14 protein-coding genes are annotated in these 20,266 nt (G+C 46.1%); 9 read left to right on the forward strand and 5 right to left on the reverse strand.

Annotated elements, in window-relative coordinates:
- Positions 1–18 precede the first annotated feature (18 nt).
- The 8 genes from QP775_RS02450 (at position 19) to parC (ending at position 15,452) form a co-directional block, all read left to right on the forward strand.
- Positions 19–3,852 (forward strand): dynamin family protein, encoded by a 3,834-nt coding sequence (locus tag QP775_RS02450; protein ID WP_285103321.1) that lies wholly within the window; start codon positions 19–21, stop codon positions 3,850–3,852.
- A gap of 271 nt (positions 3,853–4,123) precedes the next feature.
- On the forward strand, positions 4,124–5,899 hold the full coding sequence (locus QP775_RS02455; protein WP_239327449.1) for an ABC transporter ATP-binding protein: 1,776 nt from the start codon (positions 4,124–4,126) through the stop codon (positions 5,897–5,899).
- Positions 5,896–7,770 (forward strand): ABC transporter ATP-binding protein, encoded by a 1,875-nt coding sequence (locus QP775_RS02460; protein WP_285103324.1) that lies wholly within the window; start codon positions 5,896–5,898, stop codon positions 7,768–7,770. Before QP775_RS02455 ends, QP775_RS02460 begins: the two co-directional genes overlap by 4 nt.
- Positions 7,771–7,962: 192 nt before the next feature.
- Positions 7,963–8,772: a GDSL-type esterase/lipase family protein gene (locus QP775_RS02465; RefSeq protein WP_239327451.1), complete on the forward strand. Its 810-nt coding sequence runs from the start codon at positions 7,963–7,965 to the stop codon at positions 8,770–8,772.
- Positions 8,773–8,905: 133 nt separating this feature from the next.
- A complete protein-coding gene (locus tag QP775_RS02470; protein ID WP_285103326.1) occupies positions 8,906–9,886 on the forward strand; it encodes an ABC transporter ATP-binding protein in 981 nt (326 codons plus the stop codon).
- The gene (locus QP775_RS02475; RefSeq protein ID WP_285103328.1) at positions 9,879–10,868 is read left to right on the forward strand and encodes an ABC transporter permease; all 990 of its coding nucleotides are present in this window, start codon (positions 9,879–9,881) and stop codon (positions 10,866–10,868) included. The genes QP775_RS02470 and QP775_RS02475 overlap by 8 nt, the downstream gene beginning before the upstream one ends.
- Positions 10,869–11,014: 146 nt before the next feature.
- Positions 11,015–13,006 (forward strand): DNA topoisomerase IV subunit B, encoded by a 1,992-nt coding sequence (gene parE, locus QP775_RS02480; RefSeq protein WP_239327454.1) that lies wholly within the window; start codon positions 11,015–11,017, stop codon positions 13,004–13,006.
- 13 nt (positions 13,007–13,019) lie between these two features.
- On the forward strand, positions 13,020–15,452 hold the full coding sequence (parC, locus tag QP775_RS02485) for a DNA topoisomerase IV subunit A (RefSeq protein WP_285103331.1): 2,433 nt from the start codon (positions 13,020–13,022) through the stop codon (positions 15,450–15,452).
- A gap of 56 nt (positions 15,453–15,508) precedes the next feature.
- Here the strand turns inward: parC and QP775_RS02490 are convergent, their stop codons facing one another.
- A complete protein-coding gene (locus tag QP775_RS02490) occupies positions 15,509–15,676 on the reverse strand; it encodes a hypothetical protein (RefSeq protein ID WP_239327456.1) in 168 nt (55 codons plus the stop codon).
- Positions 15,677–15,879: 203 nt separating this feature from the next.
- On the opposite strand from QP775_RS02490, the gene QP775_RS02495 reads away from it, so the two are divergent.
- Positions 15,880–16,347, forward strand: coding sequence for a MarR family winged helix-turn-helix transcriptional regulator (locus tag QP775_RS02495; protein WP_239327457.1), 468 nt, complete (start codon positions 15,880–15,882; stop codon positions 16,345–16,347).
- 69 nt (positions 16,348–16,416) lie between these two features.
- Here QP775_RS02495 and QP775_RS02500 read toward each other — a convergent pair whose 3' ends face one another.
- From QP775_RS02500 to QP775_RS02515, 4 genes are all read right to left on the reverse strand, one after another.
- Entirely contained in the window at positions 16,417–17,721 is a 1,305-nt protein-coding gene (locus QP775_RS02500; protein ID WP_239327458.1) for a CapA family protein, read from the reverse strand.
- A 31-nt stretch (positions 17,722–17,752) separates the two neighbouring features.
- Positions 17,753–18,481, reverse strand: a complete 729-nt coding sequence (locus tag QP775_RS02505) for an RluA family pseudouridine synthase (protein WP_239327459.1) — start codon at positions 18,479–18,481, stop codon at positions 17,753–17,755.
- Between the two features lie 5 nt (positions 18,482–18,486).
- A complete protein-coding gene (locus tag QP775_RS02510) occupies positions 18,487–19,350 on the reverse strand; it encodes a class I SAM-dependent methyltransferase (RefSeq protein WP_239327460.1) in 864 nt (287 codons plus the stop codon).
- A 141-nt stretch (positions 19,351–19,491) separates the two neighbouring features.
- Positions 19,492–20,184 carry a response regulator transcription factor gene (locus QP775_RS02515; RefSeq protein WP_239327461.1) on the reverse strand — a complete coding sequence of 231 codons (693 nt, stop codon included), beginning with the start codon at positions 20,182–20,184 and terminating at the stop codon, positions 19,492–19,494.
- Positions 20,185–20,266 lie beyond the last annotated feature (82 nt).

Here is a 20,266-nt window from a genome sequence, read left to right on the forward strand (position 1 = left end):
GGGGGCGCAATAGGCATTATGCATCAGGATACTAACGAGGGGCAGCAGACAAGCGCGTCCAGAACTGCTCTGAGTACAGAGCTGGAAGAAGCCACACCAACGCCATTAGGTGAAGTGTTAAAGTCTTGGGCTTCACAGATGGCAAACGAAGAAAATGAAGCAGCAGCACGCAAGCTAAGCGAGCTTGTGGATAAAGAACGTGAAAATATGCTGATGATCGCGATGTGCGGTCACTTTTCTGCTGGCAAATCTACAGTTATTAATATGCTATGCGGTAAATCATTGCTGCCATCCAGTCCGATCCCTACCAGTGCGAACGTGGTTACTGTTCGTTACGGCACAAGTCGCGCAGAAATCTACCGCAGAACGGAACATGGTCCAAGTGCAATAGCAGAAGTGGTGCCGCTGGACAGACTTGAAGCCGTATGCAAGGATGGGGAACAAGTCGAACGTGTGAGCTTGTATGATGAAGTCAGTTGGCTTAAAGCGGGCGCTGCATTGTTGGATACGCCAGGTGTTGATTCGACGGATGATAAGCATCGTGCCGCTACAGAAGCTGCAATGCATATGGCTGATGTCGTTGTGTACGTGACAGATTATAATCATGTTCAATCTGAGCTCAATTTTTCATTCGCAAAAGAGGTAGTAGAGGCAGGTAAGCCATTAATATGGATTGTTAACCAGATTGATAAGCATCGGGAACAGGAAATCGAATTTGAACGCTATCGAACTGATGTAGATGATGCATTGGCAGCATGGGGAATCCATCCAGCAGCTATATATTATGTATCTATGCGGGAACCGGATCATCCTCACAATGAGTGGAAGCTGGTTACAATGGCGCTGCACCAGCTTGTTATTAAACGAGAACGGTTGGTTCGTTACGGAATTGAGCAGGCGGCACGAGTCTTGTTAGCTGAGCATACTGCACTGCTAGAAGAACCTGTAGCAGCAGCCTATGAGGAATGGGCAAGCCGGATAGGTGGGGAAGAGCAAGTTGTGCAACTTCGAACCGAGCTACAACGTTGTGAAGAGGAATATCATCTAACAAGCGAGCGATCGGAGCATGAGCGTGATTCGTTTGTTGACGCATTAAGCCGGTTGCTGCGGGACGCTAATATTACACCTGCTTTATTGCGCGATAGTGCCCAGTCGTACTTGGAAAGTCGCAAACCTGGTTTTAAGGTAGGTTTATTATTTACGGCGGGAAAGACAGAGGCTGAACGAGATCAGCGCTTGCAACGATTAGTGATGTTGTGGGTACAAGAAATCCAAGCGAATATTACAGCTCATCTCGTGCCGATGCTGCGGCAGCTAGCTGAGCGTGCATCCAGAAGTGGTACAGATGTGGTTAATGAGCTTGAAGCCTCTCTCCCTCACTTTGAGGCTGCTTGGTTTGCGAATGCAGTCCAGACCACGTCTGTCGGCTCCGGCGAATACACGATGAATTATTGCCGCGGCCTCGCAGAAGAAGCGAAATCGCTCATCCGCAAGACTGTACTTAGATTAGCGGATCAATACATCGAGCAGATCCATAAACAAGATAAGCAGAATTTATCGGGCCTAGAGCAGCAAATGCTGGAACTGCAGGCCAATCTCGCGATAGAAGCCAAGACGCGGCAGACGATGTATCGTATTCAAGAACGACACGCTGTCATGTTAAAGCAGCTTGAGAAAGTCTCATGTGAGATCCACTCTGTGAAAACCGCTCAAGAAGCGATGCCGGATTTAAGTCGGATCGGATCTGACTCTGCATCAGTTGTAGCTGAGGATCATCCGCCGGAGCAGACAACTGAAGGAACGTTGGCCCTATTTAAAGCGCATGATTGCCATCCCGCGATTCAACAAGATGATAGGCTCCATCTTCATGCTGTAGAGGGCCAAGTTGCAGCTGATCCATTGCCAACAACGTCAGAGGAAGTTGACGCATCTTTAATTCCTACGATTGAACAAATGAGTGATAAGCTGCAAGCAGCAGCATTACATCTCGAATCAGCAGCTGAGGTATTAGAGCCTCTCAAGCTGATGGATGCTTATGTTCCTAACCTGCGGGCAAAGGCGCAGCGACTGCGGGATAATCGGTTCACTGTGGCATTGTTCGGTGCATTTAGCGCGGGTAAGTCATCATTTGCGAATGCGCTTATTGGTGCGAATGTATTGCCTGTTTCGCCTAACCCTACGACAGCTGCAATTAATATGATCGGAGCACCTACTGATCAGTATCCACATCAGACAGCGCTTGTTCGTATGAAGAGCGAGAGCCAGCTCCTCGCAGATATTCAGTATGCCTTAACGTGTATTGGTGAACCGGAGACAGCTCATTGGGGCATGTCTGAGGCGCTGCAAGCAGTAGATCGCTGGCAGCCTTCGATGCTTCATCCCTCAGGAAGGCCTCACTATAGCTTCATACATGCGGTTAAACGCGGCTATATGAGACTCAGTTCCTTATTAGGACAAGAACTTCATGTGGATTACGAGCGATATCGTCAGTTTGTGGCGGATGAGAGCCAATCGGCTTTTGTAGACCATGTCCAGCTTTTTGTCGATAGCCCATGGACGAGGCAGGGCTTCACTTTTGTGGATACGCCAGGTGCAGATTCTATTAATGCGCGCCATACCGGTGTGTCTTTTGAATATATCAAAAATGCTGATATTGTGTTGTTTGTCACCTATTATAATCATGCATTTTCTCAAGCAGATCGTCAGTTCCTAACGCAGTTGGGACGTGTAAAAGATGCGTTTGAGCTGGATAAGATGTTCTTTTTAGTAAATGCCGCTGACTTGGCTTCATCATCACAAGAATTGGATGACGTGATGCGGTATGTCGGTGACCGTCTACTTGAATTCGGCATCCGTTCCCCGCGATTATGTGCCATTTCCAGCTTGAATGCACTGGAAGCAAAGCTTGCTGACGATCAAAAAAAGTTGAACGCAACAGGATTTACACAGTTTGAAACAGAGTTTTTACATTTTGCAAGTGAAGAACTGGCAGCTATGGCGATCAACAGTGCGGTGTCTGATGTTGAGCGTGCAAGCGGACAACTGACGGCAATACTGAACGCGGCCAGATCAGATGAAACGGAGCGAGAACGACGTCTGCAACAGCTGGCAGCAGCAGGAGAAGCCGCCATAAACGGGCTCACAGCATGCTTGGAAGTGGATGAAAGTCGCATGCTGGAGCAAGAAACGGAAGAGCTTCTGTATCATGTACGTCAACGAATTCAGTTTAGATTCAGCGAATCATTTACTTATTCGTTCAGTCCTGCGGCATTGCGGAGTGATGATCAGGACGTCGAGCGTACGTTGTTGCAGTGTTATCGAGATTGGCAGCGAGCAAGCGAATTGGAGCTGACAAATGAATTGTTGTCCACTTCACTGCGGCTTGAACAGCTGGCCCAACGTCTCGTAATGGAGCACTACAATAAAGTTGCGGAACAAGCGAGACAATTGCTGCCGGGCTATGAGCCGGTTGCAGCCGCCATGACAGCCTGGCCAACGCCAAAAATTCAAATCCAGCATGCAGAAACCGAGCTGACAGGCAAGAAATTACGCTCGATCTACAAGAACAATAAACATTTCTTTGAAGGTTCAGGTAGAGATTCTTTAAAACAGCTGATGGAGCAAATAGCTGTGCAAAACATAATGCTCACCAATCAAACATTCCAAGGAGCAGCCGTGGATGCAGCTATTCTAAATTTTAAACAAACTTTAAATACGCAGATTCAATCCGGCATCGAATCTGTTAAACGATACCAGGAAGCAATGGCTTCGGCTATGAGGGAGGACGTCGATACGGAGCAATTGGAAGAAATGGCTGCGAAATTGTTCACTTTAGTACATGAAATGAGCTAAGTTGAGAACGATTTAAACATTTTCTATATCAAAATGATATCAATGTGTATTTACCTGCATCCTCTAAGGGCTGTGGGTTTCTTTTTTCTCTAATGTGCTACGGACGCAAGGAAAAAGGATGATTTAAAAGAATAAAGTGTATTCTTACCCATAAATGTCACTGTATCGGCTTACAATCGTTATTATGCGTAAATGTCCGTTTTGAAGTTGAAATTGCCTGATGATAAACTGCGTTAGATATCGTTTGCAACGGAAGAGAGGGGGAGTAACGATGAACGTATTCAAACAGTTAGCGCCATACTACTGGCCTAAAAAAAAGCTGCTGTTTGCATCCATTGCTTGTTTGATTGTCGCCACGGCGTTGGGGCTTGTGTATCCCAACATGCTAAGGATTCTCATTGACGACGTCATCGCAAAGAAGCAATACGAATGGGTGCCTTGGCTAGCATTAACGGTAGTTACCGTTGTTAGCGTCAAAGGCACCCTAACATTTTTACACGGGTTTTTCGGGGGGAGACTAGGTAACTATACTGCATACGAGATGCGTAATGCATGTTACCGCAAATTGCAATCGCTGTCTTTCCGTTATTATGACAAAGCTCGAACAGGGGATCTAATGTCCAGATTAACTGCCGATCTGGAAGGAATTCGCAACTTTGTGGGCTTTGGTTTTGCCCAAATATTAAACATGGTGCTGATGGTCTTGTTCGGCGCAGGTATGATGATCTCGATTAATTGGCAGTTGACGCTTATTACGTTGATATGTATGCCGCTGCTCGTATTTGTAGCAATCAAGTTCGAAGCGAAGATTCATCCGGCATTCCGCGAGATGCGCAAGACATTCAGTTCATTAAACACAGCTGTGCAGGAGAACATTACAGGGGTACGTACGGTTAAGTCATTTGCCCGTGAAGAACATGAAGTCGATAAGTTCTCAGTACGGAACATTGCGTACAAAGACAATCAGATTCACGTGGCCAACCTATGGGGGAGCTATTTCCCTGTGATGGAAATATTGGCGTCCTTAAGTGTTGTCATTCTGCTGGGCGCGGGTGGAACATTTGTAATTCAGGGAACGTTGACATTAGGTGAACTAGTAGCATTTTTCAGTATGATCTGGTACATTATCGGTCCGATGTGGGGAATCGGATTCCATATTAACAACTATACGCAAGCCAAATCATCGGGTGAACGAGTTCTAGAGCTATTAAACTCCGAGGTAGATGTGGAAAATCACATTGACGCGGTAAAGCTGAATCCCGACGAAGTTAAAGGACACGTACAATTTGATCATGTTTCATTTGGTTATGAAGGCGAACTGCATGCAGTTCGTAATATTAACCTGAATGCTGCCCCAGGTAAGGTGATTGGACTTCTGGGAGGAACGGGAGCCGGGAAATCAACCATCATACAGCTGTTAATGCGTGCTTACGATGTGCAAGAGGGTTCCATTCGTGTGGATGGGCACGATATTCGTGAAATCGATCTCAAAAGCCTCAGACGTCAAATTGCAGCTGTATTTCAAGAAACGTTCCTGTTTTCGTCAACGATCCGCAACAATATATCCTATGGTCGTCACGATGTATCCGAAGAAGATATTATTCGTGTCTCGCAGCTAGCTAAAGCGCATGATTTTATTATGGAGCTGCCTGACGGTTACGATACGATAGTTGGCGAGAGAGGGATGGGACTATCGGGAGGTCAGAAGCAGCGGATTGCGATTGCTAGAGCACTGCTGAATGATCCGAAAATTCTAATCTTGGATGATGCTACAAGTGCAGTTGACATGGAGACTGAGCATGAGATTCAAGCCGGATTTAACGAGGTCATGCGTGGACGCACCGTATTTATTATTGCGCATCGTATCTCGTCACTGCGTCATGCTGACGAAATACTCGTACTGGATAAAGGTAACGTAGTCCAGCGCGGCACGCATCATGAGCTCATCAAGGTACCAGGTACTTATCAGGATGTTTATCAGATTCAATATGCGGACTATCTACAGGTGGGGGAGTCAGCAGAGACAAGAGATGAGGTGAAAGCATGAGTCAAGCGAACACAGCAGACGCGTCCAGACAACAGAGGCCAGATGAAGATATCGATAACCCTATTGTATATGATAAAAAGACACGATTTGTTTACCAAGATGACGAATTAATTGAAAAACCGTTTAACTGGGCACAAATGCGGCGCTTGCTGGTGTATATGAAGCCTTATCGCAAGCAGTTGCTCCCTGTCCTTATCTTGTTAATGATTCTTGGCACGTTGACGAAGTTGGCTGTTCCTTTTCTGATTAGTTATGCGATTGATCATGCCATTAACCCAACGGATGGTGGGCCAGCCTCACTTCGAATGTTGTATATTATAACTGGCAGCATATTCGGATTGTATTTGATACAATGGGCAACCAACACTTACCGCATCAAGTTTATGAATATGATCGGACAGCGTATTATTTATGACTTACGCGCAGATTTGTTTAAGCACATTCAGTCGCTATCGTTCCGATTCTATGATAAGCGACCCGCAGGGTCTGTATTAGTGCGAGTGACCAATGACATCAACTCGCTGCAGGATTTATTTACGAACGGGGCAATTAATGTACTGATTGATATGCTCCAGCTGATAGGTATTATCATTATCTTACTGTTCCTGAACGTTCAGCTTGCCGTTGCCGTCATGATTACGGTGCCGATCATGTTTCTTGTTTCTACCAAGCTGCGGCGCTATATCCGGATGGCATGGCAGGACGTTCGGATTAAGCAGTCCCGCATCAATTCACACTTGAATGAAGCAATCCAAGGGATGCGAGTAACACAGGCCTATACGCAAGAGCAGGAGAATATGACGTTCTTTGACCACATGAATACAATTAATCGTACGTCTTGGAACCGCGCCTCGGCGTTAAACCAGACATTTGGCCCAGTCATTGAGATTACGAGTGCAGTTGGTGCTTTTATTTTGTTTGTATATGGCACACATCTGGTAGAGACTAGTGCGATCACGGTAGGGGTGCTGTTTGCTTTTGCCCAATACGTGGGGAACTTCTGGGAACCAATCAATCGACTTGGGCAGATGTATTCACAAATGCTCATTGCAATGGCATCCTCAGAGCGTATCTTTGAATTTATGGATGAGAAGCCGTCCATTGATGATAGCGAAGAAGCGATGGTGCTCCCGCTAATTAAGGGAGATGTAGAGGTAGAGCATGTGTTATTTGAATATGATAAGGGACGTCCGGCACTTCAGGGGGTATCCCTTCATGCTCATGCAGGGCAATCAATCGCTTTGGTAGGACATACCGGCTCAGGCAAAAGTACAATTATTAATTTGTTATGCCGATTCTATGATCCGACTGAGGGACGAGTGCTTGTTGATGGTTTTGATATCCGGCACGTAAAGCTGCACAGCTTGCGTTCGCAGGTTGGAATTGTACTGCAGGATACTTTTATTTTCTCAGGCACAATACGAGATAATATTCGATTCGGGCGGTTGGATGCGACAGATGAGGAAGTCGAAGCAGCTGCAAAGGCTGTTCATGCTCACGAATTTATTAGCGAAATGAAGGATGGGTATGAGACCGAAGTTCAGGAGCGCGGCAACGTGTTGTCGATGGGACAACGGCAATTGATTTCGTTTGCCCGCGCGCTGCTTGCAGATCCGCGTATACTTATCCTGGATGAGGCGACGGCAAGCATTGATACCGAGACGGAACTTAAGATTCAGGAAGCATTAAAAACGCTGCTAAAAGGGCGGACGTCGTTTATTATTGCGCACCGCTTATCGACAATCCGTCATTGTGATAACATTATCGTATTGGATCATGGTCGTATTATGGAGCAAGGGAATCACAGTGCATTAATGAATCAACGCGGTATTTATCATGGCTTGGTAGCCGCACAGTATAAATATATGTAAGCTGAAAGGCGCTTCCGTGTAAACGGGAGCGTTCTTTGCTTTATTTGCTTTCTGTCCTATAAATCAGTAATGTAAGTGTAGACAGAAGCGTTGTCAGCATAAGTGATACCTAGTCCTAAAGAAGCTCGGGGCATATCGTAAACTGACCTGTTGGACAACCCCTATACATAACGATGAAGAGAGGGAAACGAGATGAATAAGCGATCTGGCTTATGGGGATTTATCGCTGCTGTAGGAGTGGGTTCGACCCTGTTGTTCCTCGTCGGATTTGGATTCGGTGTAGCCGATATTATATCACCAGGCAGTGTGCCATTTGCCGAAAAGCCACAAGTGAAGACTCCGGAAGTAACCCCAGATGAATCAATGAAGGAGATTCGTATCGTGTCACTTGGCGACTCGTTAACAAGAGGTACCGGTGATGCCACAGGTGACGGCTACGTGCGACGTACAGTAACCCAATTACTCAAAGTACAAGAGAAACCGGTAAAGTTGATAAACAATTTGGCAGTAAACGGACTGCGCGCAGATCAGTTAGTAAATAAGCTGAAAGAAGACAGCATCGGTTATTCGTTGAGACAAGCTAATGTTATCTTGTTGACGATTGGGGGCAACGATTTATTTCAAAGCGCCCGTACAGAGCAGATGGGCAATGAGCCTTTAAATGAGGCGTCCTTGCAAGCCAAAGCCAAGGCAGGCGTCACTTCGCTTGAATCGGTACTTATCCGAATACGAAAATGGAACCCGGATGCACTTATTATATACGTCGGATTGTATAATCCGTTCTCTGATGTCAAAGAAATGCGGGTCATTGGCGGTTCAGTCGTTCAAAGCTGGAACAATGCGGCCGCATCTATCATCAATAAGGATCCTAATATGCTCCTTATTCCGACACAGGATCTATTTGAGCGTAATATGGGGATCTATATTTCCTCTGACCATTTTCATCCGAATGCGGAAGGTTATGCAGCAATTGCGGAGCGTATCGTACAGAGTATGAAGTAAAGCAAATGTATGCAGTCCTATTAATAGAACTTAGGCAGCAGTTAGGTTGCGAATACGTAATACATACGTGAAATTTTTACCGAAATAAGTCTTATTCATCTAATCTATGCTGCCGAATTAAGGAGGTACCGAGATGGAAACGGAACATGCATTGCCGGATCGTCCTGTTATTTTATCAGTCAAACAAATTAAGAAAAAGATTGGCCGTAAATGGATCATTCATGATGTGAGCTTTGATGTTCGCGCGGGTGAAATATTTGGTTTTCTAGGTCCAAACGGCTCAGGCAAGACAACAACAATTCGTATGCTCGTGGATCTGATTAAGCCTACTTCTGGTCATATTCAAGTATGCGGGTATGATGTGAACCGTCAGCCAGAAAAAGCACTGAGATTTGTAGGTTCAATTGTCGAGAATCCGGAAATGTATAACTATTTGACGGGTTGGGAAAATCTAGAGCATTTTGCGCGGATGGTACCTGGCATTGATTCCATCCGCATTCATGAAGTCGTTAACGTGGTAGGCTTGACCAAGCGAATCCATGATAAAGTCAAAACCTATTCTCTTGGGATGCGGCAGAGGCTTGGAATTGCCCAGGCTTTGCTTGTTCAGCCAAAGCTGTTGATTCTTGACGAGCCGACGAATGGACTAGATCCACTTGGGATTAAGGAGCTGCGTGGATTTATTCGTTTGCTGGCAGACAGCGGCATGGCTGTATTTGTATCGAGCCATCTGCTCAGCGAAATTCAGTTGATGTGCGACCGGGTAGCTATTATCAGCAATGGTTGTGTACTTGCTGTAGACGATGTTGATCAGTTGCTTACGGGCCGCAGTCAGTATGTCATATGGATGGCAGAGCCGCTGGACAAGGCATTACAAATGCTACAGGCCAGCGAACAAGCCAAAGTGCTGGAAGCGGATAAGGCGGTAATAGATGAGTCTGTACTTATAGGATTGCCTGAGCACTTTATCATTACAGAAACGTCACCGGAACATATTGCTGCATTAAATCAGGCTTTAACGGATGCGGGAGTAGCAGTAGAAGGCATTCAGCGTGTTGTGCCAACGCTTGAACAACTCTTCCTGGAGATGACGGAAGGAGGTCACATTGAATAATATGTTGGCTCTAATCCAAAACGAAACGTTAAAAGTGCTGAAAAAGAAACGATTTTATGTCGTTATGCTTATTCTTGTTATTTTAATTCCGGTATTTACATACGCCCAAATGAAGATTGCCCAAAATAGTCGTGAGAAATTCGATCAGGATTGGCGGCGGGAAATTACACAGCAAATTACGGATTACCAAAATACGCTCGGTAGTGATCGAATTCCTGAGGAGTGGAAGAAATTCCGTCGTATCATGCTGCAGCAGTTGCAATATTATTTGGATCATGACGTGAATCCTAATGAACCTAATGGAGTTACGTTTACGCGTACCTTTATGGATAATTCGGTTAATTTATTTATTCCGCTGCTGGTGATGGCCATCGCAAGTGATATTGTATCATCTGAGCGCTCTACGGGGACGATCAAGATGCTGCTGACGAGACCCGTGCGAAGGTGGAAAATATTAATGAGTAAATGGCTGGTACTCATGCTGTTTACGGGTGTGGTTGTTCTCATGACAGCTTTACTGTCCTACCTCATATCGGGTGCTGTGTTTGGGTATGGAGGATGGAGCTTCCCGTTGTTTACCGGATTTAATGTGTCGGGAACAAATGTTAATGTTGAGGCTGTACATATGCTGCCTTCATGGTTATACTTGTTGATGCAGTGCGGATTAATATGGTTTTCCAGCATTGTGGTCGCAGCGCTTGGATTTATGATATCCGTGCTGGTGCGGAGTACAGCTGCCAGTATCGTTACGCTGATGGCAACATTGATTGCAGGAACGATTCTATATAATATGGCTTCAGCCTGGCCGACAGCCAAGTATTTGTTTATGATTAATTTAAAGCTGACAGACTATTTGGCTGGAACACCAGCACCAATAGAGGGAATGTCACTGTTGTTTTCCTTGGGTGTATTGTCGGTTTGGGGAGCGGTTGCCTTATTCATTGCATTCCGCGTCTTTACGAAACAGGACATTTTGAATTAAAATAGACAAGAATGCGAAACATCTGTTTGCATCTGAATGGACTGGTGGGATGTGAGGTCATCTCATTAGTACGTTTAGGGCGGCAGATTTTCTTTTGCCGACCGAATTAGAAAGACATAATATGTACAATTGAAGGAGGAGCACGAATGGTCGATCAGATCGATTTGTTCGGTCAGCTTCCGAAGCAGGAAGGAACACCAGAGCACCGCGCTTCGGATTATGGCGCTGACGACATTCAAGTGCTCGAAGGGCTTGTCGCGGTTAGAAAGAGACCAGGGATGTATATTGGAAGCACAAGCTCATCGGGTCTTCACCATCTTGTATGGGAAATCGTCGACAATGCAGTGGACGAGCATCTGGCCAAGTATTGCTCCGTCATTGATGTGACGATACACGCGGACCAATCTATAACGGTTCGCGATAACGGACGAGGAATACCAACAGGATTACATAAGACAGGCATTCCGACACCACAAGTCGTATTTACGATATTGCATGCCGGAGGTAAGTTTGGTGGTTCTGGCTATAAGAAGTCAGGTGGTCTGCATGGTGTAGGCGCATCGGTGACTAATGCATTATCAGAATGGCTGGTCGTTGAGATATACCGTGATGGCAAGATTCACCGTCAACGCTTTGAGTCGTGGACGGAAGACAACGGCATTGAACATGTCGGTGAGCCTGTTGGCGGGTTGGATATTATAGGGAATACCAACCGGACAGGAACTAAAGTTACGTTTAAGCCGGACAAGAAAGTATTTCACGGTAGTATTCATATGAATATTGACACGCTCTCCGAGCGTCTGCAGGAGATTGCTTTCTTGAATTCGGGCCTTACGGTGAATCTGAAGGATGAGCGCTCAGGCAAGCAGGAAACGTTCCGTTATGAAGGCGGAGCAAGTGAGTTTGTTCAATACTTGAATGAGAACAAGAGTGTACTGCACGATGTCATTCATTTTACAGGTGAGAAGGAAGACATTGAGGTAGAGATCGCACTTCAATATAACGATGGTTATACCGAGACGATCGCTTCATTCGTGAACTCGATTCCGACGCGTGGCGGGGGAACACACGAGACAGGTTATAAGACAGCCTATACTCGGGTTATGAACGAGTACGCCCGCAAGAATGCACTACTTAAAGAAAAAGATAAGAATCTGGACGGCAATGATCTTCGTGAAGGTATGATGTCTGTTATCAATGTGAAGATGTCTGAAGTAGAGTTTGTCGGCCAGACAAAGGACCAGCTTGGGAGTGCGATTGCGAGAAGTGCAGTGGATGCCATCGTGTCCGAGCAGATGCAGATCTTCCTTGAGGAGAATCCTCAGGTGGCGCAGCAGCTGGTTAAGAAGGCCATTCAGGCTTCGCGGGCTCGCGAGGCTGCACGCAAAGCTCGCGAGGAAGTGCGCACAGGTAAGAAGCGCAGCGAGAGCTCGAATTTGGGCGGCAAGCTGACGCCGGCTCAATCTAAGGACTTTTCACGTAATGAGCTGTTTATCGTGGAAGGTGATTCTGCGGGAGGTTCTGCAAAGCAGGGCAGAGATTCAAAAGTACAGGCAATCCTGCCGCTAAAAGGGAAACCGATGAATCCAGAGAAAGCCAAGCTTGCTGACATTTTGAAAAATGATGAGTACCGCACAATCATTCATGCTATAGGTGCAGGAGTAGGTCCTGAATTCGAAGTTGACGAGAGCAACTATGCCAAGATTATTATTATGACCGATGCCGATACGGATGGGGCGCATATTCAGGTGCTGCTGCTGACGTTCTTCTACCGGTATATGAAGCCTTTAATTGATGCAGGGAAGGTCTATATTGCTCAGCCGCCTCTCTATAAGATTACGCACAAGAAAGGGAAGCTTTCAACAGTTCGATATGCATGGACGGACGAACAGTTAAGCAGTTATTTAAAACAGTTCGGAAACCAGGCGGAAATTCAGCGCTATAAAGGTCTTGGTGAGATGAATCCTGACCAATTGTGGGAAACAACGATGGACCCGGAGACACGAACGCTGCTGCAAGTTCAGATTGAGGATGCAGCCAAGGCGGAACGCCGGGTGTCAACTTTGATGGGAGATAAAGTTGATCCTCGTAAACGCTGGATCGTAGAGAATGTTGACTTCACGGAGTTCGAAGAATAGAAAGGTGATATAGATGAGCGTATCGGAACAGTTCAAGCCTGCGTTTTTGGAAGACGTGGTTGGCGACCGGTTCGGCCGTTATTCCAAATATATAATCCAAGATCGAGCTATTCCTGATATCAGGGATGGTCTCAAGCCGGTTCAAAGGCGAATTTTGTATGCGATGTACGAATCCGGAAATACACCAGACAAGCCATACCGCAAGTCCGCGAAGACAGTAGGGGACGTCATGGGGAATTATCATCCTCATGGAGATTCTTCAATCTATGATGGTATGGTACGTATGGCTCAGCCTTGGAAGATGGGGCATGTGTTAGTTGACGGACATGGCAACTGGGGTTCGATGGACGATGATCCAGCAGCGGCCATGCGATATACGGAAGCACGCTTATCGCCGATTGCGTTGGAGCTGCTGCGGGATATCGAGAAGGACACTGTATTGTTCCGTCCGAATTTTGATAATACAGAAGAGGAGCCGGCTGTACTGCCAGCTCGCTTTCCGAATCTGCTCGTGAACGGTTCAAGCGGGATATCCTCTGGATTTGCAACGGAGATTCCGACGCATAACTTGCGTGAGATTATCGATGCTTGTGTGGCTCTCATTGATAAGCCGAGTGCTGGATTAGATGATATTCTGAACATCGTTCAGGGCCCAGATTTCCCAACGGGCGGTATCATTATGGGCGAAGAAGGTATCCGTGAAGCATATCGGACAGGCAAAGGTCGTATATATATTCGTTCCAAAACGGAAATTGAGGACATGCGTGGTGGACGCCAGCAGATTGTCATTACGGAAATTCCATATCAAGTAGTGAAGTCTCGACTGGTCACGGCGATGGAAAATATTCGGTTGGAGAAAAAAGTAGATGGCATAGCAGAAGTTCGCGACGAGAGTGGTCGTGAAGGTTTACGAATTGTCGTTGAATTAAAGAAGGAAGCGGATGCACAAGGCATTTTGAACTATTTGTTCAAGAAGACAGATCTTCAGACCGCTTATAACTTCAACATGGTGTCAATCGTTAATAAGACACCAATGCAGCTTGGCCTTATGCCAATGTTGACAGCGTATATCAATCACCAGAAAGAAGTCGTGACGGCACGAACCACATACGATCTCAAGAAGGCGGAAGACAGGGGTCATGTACTGGAAGGGCTTGTGAAGGCACTCGATATTCTGGATGAGGTCATCGCAACGATTAAAGCATCGAAGAATCGTCAGGATGCACAGCAGAACTTGGTAGACAAGTTTGGCTTCTCTGAACGACAAGCGGATGCTATTTTAACGCTGCAATTGTATCGACTTACAAATCTTGAACTATCATCCCTAGATAAGGAGCTTAACGAGATTCGCAAAAAGATCGCCGATTTGCAAGCTATATTGGCCAGCGAACGCAAGCTGTTGTCCGTGATTAAGAAAGAGTTAACAGACATTCAGCAGCGATTCGGCATTGATCGTCGATCTGCCGTGCAAGGTGAGATCGAGGAAATAAAAGTGAATCTCGAAGTGATGGTGAACGCCGAAGATGTAATTGTCACGGTCTCAAATGACGGTTATGTCAAACGGACAAACATGTTGTCGTTTACTCGCTCTGGAGGGGAATTGCATAGCTCAGGCGTCAAGGAGGGAGACCATATTCGTCATGTGTTAGAAGTAAACACGCTGGATAAGCTGTTGATCTTCACACAGAAGGGACAATATTTCTCGCTTCCCGTCCACTTGGTGCCTGAATTCAAATGGAAGGATAACGGTACAGCAATCGTCAATGTGATTTCAATTGCCAAGGAAGATCAGATTGTCGCGGTGATTCCGGTGAAGTCATTTGACGATGAAGCGTTATCACTAATGTTTGTCTCAAGGCGAGGTCAAGTGAAACGTACACTGTTGAAGGAATACGAAACTAATCGTTCAGCCGGAGTAGTTGCGTGTAAAGTATCAGACGGTGATGAACTGCTGCAAGTCATGCTGTCAGACTCCGCACAAGAACTGTTGTTAATAACGAAGCTGGGCATGTCCATTCGCTTCCATGAAGGTGAGATTAACCCGATGGGAAGAGCGGCGAGCGGTGTTCGTGGCATCCAATTACGCGAAGATGATGAGCTTGCAGCTGTCATGCGGGTAAGTGGGGATGAGGGTGAAGTGACAGTCATTACGGACATAGGTTGGGGCAAACGTTCTTTGCTGCTTGATTATCAGCTGCAAGGCCGCGGAGGCAAGGGGATACAGACGTTTGAATTCAAAGAAGGCAAACGTGTCAAGCCTAACGGGTCTAAGTTGATTGGCGCATTTTACAGTAAAGAAGCATACTCCATCATACTGCTTAGCAGCACCCACGCCGCTCATCAGTTGATCACAGAGCATGCTCCTTTAATGGATCGCAAATCGATCGGGAAGTCACTTGTCTCCTTAGAGAAAGAGGAATACCTGGTTAAAGCATTTGTCTTATAAACTGCTTCCCAACGCGTAATACCGCATTTGCTCATTGTTTTCCTTTCTATGATCCGTTAATCAAACGGTTTATGCGGGGGATCAAACATTTCGTTTAATTTCAGGGCAATATCCAACATAACCCACAATGGGGCCGGCTCATCGAGGCGGCTGCACCATTGTGGGTCTTTTATTATTCCAGCCTCCCAAGCTTTCCTGAACAGTTCGTTCTTCCAATTGTCCATCGTCATGCTCCTTTCCTCATTGTGTCACCCCGTACAAATGCCTACATTCCATCTTATGAAAAAGGAGAGTGAAGTGTGCCGAATGTTGTCCGTTTTCGTTTATATTTAAACATCCATCATATCGAATGATGACCAAGGCATGCGGCATGTGGTATAATTTAGTTGTTTTGGAGAAACGGGATGAGATGTAGGAGGGTTATACGATGAACGCGAACGATTTCTCGAAGCTATGGTCGAAATTATCAAAGGATTATAAAGGCGTGATGGATGAAGCGCTTGCACCAAGTTTGACCGAAAGTCAGCTCATCGTGCTGGAGCGTGTCTCCGAATATGAGCGCGTGAAGCCCTCTGATTTACTTCAGCATCTTGCAACAACCCCGGCAGCGGTCACCACTCTGCTGGATCGTATGGAGAAGAACGCTCTTATTATACGTGAGCGTGATATGGGAGATCGCCGTATTGTCTGGGTTAGCTTGACACCGTTTGGGCAACAAGAAATGCGCCGAGGAATCCATATTCGCGAGTCGTATTGGAACGACATTTTGAATCGGATCTCGACGCATAACCAGCAACTGCTTATTTTATTGCTGAATAAGTTAACGAGTGGAGCTCCTCCAGGAGCTTCGTTGCAACCGTCTGGAACAGGCTCAAGAGGGCCAAATTCACAGTAAGATGGTTTATTTATGAGATGAAAGTAATGAGAATATATGAGTGCTATAAGTCCGTCCTTGCTACGCTACTTACGTCAATGCTTTAACGACAGCAGTATGAGGTCGGGATCTGAGATGTTTCATGGCGGAATTCAGCATCCGTTTCATGTCATCTCTTTGTTTTTTGCTCCAAGTCGAGGTTTGCTTCTCGTAAGCAACTGCTTTTAAAGGAACGATTTTGTAGGTCCTTTTTGATTTTGTACCTGCTCTGTATACCCACGTAGGATGGACCTCGGTATCCAGAATTTGAATAGTCCCGTCGGCTCCGCGTTTCTTTATGGTTAGCTGCAGCATGACACCAATATCTTTACCCTCTCCGCGCTGGTTAGATACAAAGTTACCCATTGAATACATAATGATACCATCGCGTTTATGTCCGTCTGCAGCGTGTACAGTTACGCGTTCATAGGGTTGAAGCACGTGTGGGTGTGAACCTAAAATAATATCTGCCCCCGCAGCCACCAGCTTGCGTGCCAGCTTGATTTGCTGTTGATTCGGATCGGGCTCGTACTCATTCCCAAAGTGAAGTGCAATTGCAATAACGTCCGCTCCTGCTTGACGGGCTAAACGGATGTCTTTGATGATCTTGTCTTCATCAATAAGAGCCACCATGTAGGGTTTATCCTTGGGCAGCGATATTCCATTCGTTCCGTAAGTGTAGGCAAGAATGCCAAGCTTGATCCCGTTTTTCTCGATAACGGTAGGCTGTTCGGACTCCCACTTCGAAGCAAAAGTACCCTTCGTAATGAATTGACGCTGTTTAAGTACCTCTAATGTCTTCAAGACTCCTCTTTCGGATCGATCGAGTGAATGGTTGTTAGCATTCGTGACGATATCAAATCCAGCGTAACGTAGTGCATCTGCTAACTCTGCCGGCGCATTAAATCTAGGATAACCAGTGTACTCTCGCTCACCGCCAAGCAGCGGTGTTTCCAGATTGGCCCATGCAAGATCAGCTTGTGTAATATAAGGCTTGACCAGATCGAAATAGCTGTTAAATGAATAGCCTCCGGTCTTTCGATTATAGTAAGCTGGAAATTGGGGACTGTGCATCATAATGTCTCCGACAGCTAATAACTTAAGCTGCTGATCGTGCTGGTTCGCTGATTCGGCACTTGGATAAGTTGAGGTAGATGACTTGTCGCCAGGGGCAGTTGGTGTCGGCAATTGCGCGGTATGGGATTGACTGTCGTTCCCTGACTCCTGCTGGATTGTGTGTGATCCATGCTCTGCTTGCTTTAGTGGACCAACATTCAATTGACACGCTGCAGTTAACATCAGCAGCATAGCAATAGAGACAAGGTACAGCCCTTGCCTCCATTGAGACGATTCCACGTGGCATCGGTCCTTTCGGTCGGGTCTACCATTAAGATAACGTATTTAATTTGGTGTTCATTAAGTCTACTACATCCCAGTTATTCCATGGATAAGTGGGAGGCGGTATAGATCTAAATGCCATTAACTCTTTAGTTGTGGGATGGCAGAAAGAAAGATATGTGGACCAAAGTGCGATTTGTTGGCCTGCTTTGTTAAGAGCTGCTCCGTATCTTTGATCCCCATACAAAGGACAGCCGATTGCCTGCATCTGAACACGGATCTGATGAGGTCTTCCGGTATGTAATTCCACAAGAACCAGAGACAGATTATCATGTTGGCCGATTACTTCATAGTCCAGTCGTGCCTCTTTGGCATCTGGAGTACCCGGGTTGGCAGTCCGTACTGTATTGGTGCGGCTGTCTTTAAGTAAATAATGTCGAAGCGAAGCGCGAGATTGTGCCGGCATTCCGTGAACGACAGCAATATAACGCTTGGCCAATTCCTGTTTCCGTACCGTATCGGAAAGGCGTGACGCTGCTTTGGATGTCTTGGCAAATACCATTGCGCCACCCACAGGGCGATCAAGTCGATGTACAAGCCCCAAGTAAACGTTCCCAGGCTTGTTGTAGCGTACTTTAAGATCATTCTTGAGCAGTGTAAGCATATCTTCATCATGCGTAGAATCAGCCTGTGACAGCACGTTCACAGGCTTCTCTACAACTAGGATATGATTGTCTTCGAACAGGATTGGAATCGTAGGCGCTGTCTCATATCCCATAAGATCTATGCCTCCCAGCGACCAAGTATACCGCACGGAAGGGCAAGCCCCGTTTCAGTAGTCGGCAGTCCAATCTCACCGCACGTTATCGTTCCGCCGTACTGTTTCTTCATAGTTAAATGAAGCATGTTTTCTAACACTGCAGGCGAGAGGCCTGTCGTATAAGAATTAATCAACATAAACAACGGATTGTCAGACATAATAGTCATGCACAATTCAAGGAACGGATAAAGACTTTGCTCAAGCTTCCAAGTCTCGCCGTTTGTCCCGCGTCCATAGGATGGTGGGTCCATAATGATTGCATCATACTTGCTGCCACGGCGCTGTTCTCGTTGTACAAACTTAAATACATCATCTGTAATATAACGCACAGGGCGGTCAGATAAGCCAGATAGCTGAACGTTCTCTTTCGCCCACTGTACCATACCTTTGGCAGCATCGACATGACATACTTCTGCACCAGCATAAGCACATGCAACAGAAGCACCGCCAGTATATCCAAACAAATTTAACACTTTCACAGGGCGCTTGGCTGCTGCAATCTTGTCCATCATCCAGGCCCAGTTCACTGCTTGTTCTGGAAACAGTCCAGTATGCTTAAAGCTTGTTGGACGGATATAAAATTGGAGATCACGGTATCTGATCGTCCAGCGGTCAGGTACAGGCTTCTTCATATCCCATTGTCCGCCGCCTGAGGAACTTCTGTGATAATGTCCATGAACGTTATGCCATCTCTTGGTTTCTTCCGCGATTGGCCATATAATTTGCGGATCAGGTCGACGCAATACAATATCTCCCCAACGTTCCAGCTTTTCTCCGCCACCAGTATCGATGACCTCATAGTCTTTCCAATCTTGAGCCATGTACATCACGATAATTCTACCTTCCTTATCTTCACAAAGTCGCTAACCGCTATTGTACTACAAAATGCGCTGCGAAGCTATGGAAGCAGCTCAAGAGAGTGCATGAAACGCAAGGGGCATGCAGGATCGTTGGTTATGCGTTAGCCGTCAACAAGTAAACTTGTAGCCGACGCCGCGTACGGTCAGAATAAAGCGGGGATTGGCGGGATCGGGTTCTATTTTCTTGCGTAAATTGCTGATATGTACCATTAACGTGCGGGTGTCACCAAAGCTCTCCGAGTTCCAAATCAGTTGATACAGCTGTTCCAGCTTAAACACTTTGTTAGGAGATTGCGCAAGGTGTGTCAACAAGTCAAACTCTTTGGAAGACAATGAGATGACACGTCCGTCAACCTTAACGGTGTGGCTGTTCAAATCAAGTTCCAGACCAGGATAGGAAATAATATCTCCTTCGGAAGCAGAGTTTTCTTGAATCAAACGGCGCCTTAATTGAGCCTTAACCCGGGCTACGAGCTGACTGGGACTAAATGGCTTCGTAATGTAATCGTCTCCACCAATCGTCAAGCCTAATATAATATCGACATCGTCACTTTTGCAGCTAATAAATATGATCGGCACAGTGGATGTTTTTCTTATCTGCTTGCATACTTCGATGCCGTCCAATGACTTTAACAGGATATCGAGAACAATTAGATCCGGCTTGACGGTCCTAGCTAATTCTAATGCAGCATGTCCGTTATCTGCTACATAGACTTTAAATCCTTCCCTTTTCAAATACAGTGAGATCAATTCCGTTATTTCAAGTTCATCATCCACAATCAATATTTTGTGTTCAGCCATATGAAGCTATCACCTCCACTATCATCCCCATTATAGCGAATGTTGGTAGAAGATGACAATGATAGGATTGGAAGATCTCGCC

It is taken from the genome of Paenibacillus sp. UMB4589-SE434 (assembly GCF_030226685.1).
In the GTDB taxonomy this organism is placed as follows: Bacteria; Bacillota; Bacilli; order Paenibacillales; family Paenibacillaceae; genus Paenibacillus_B.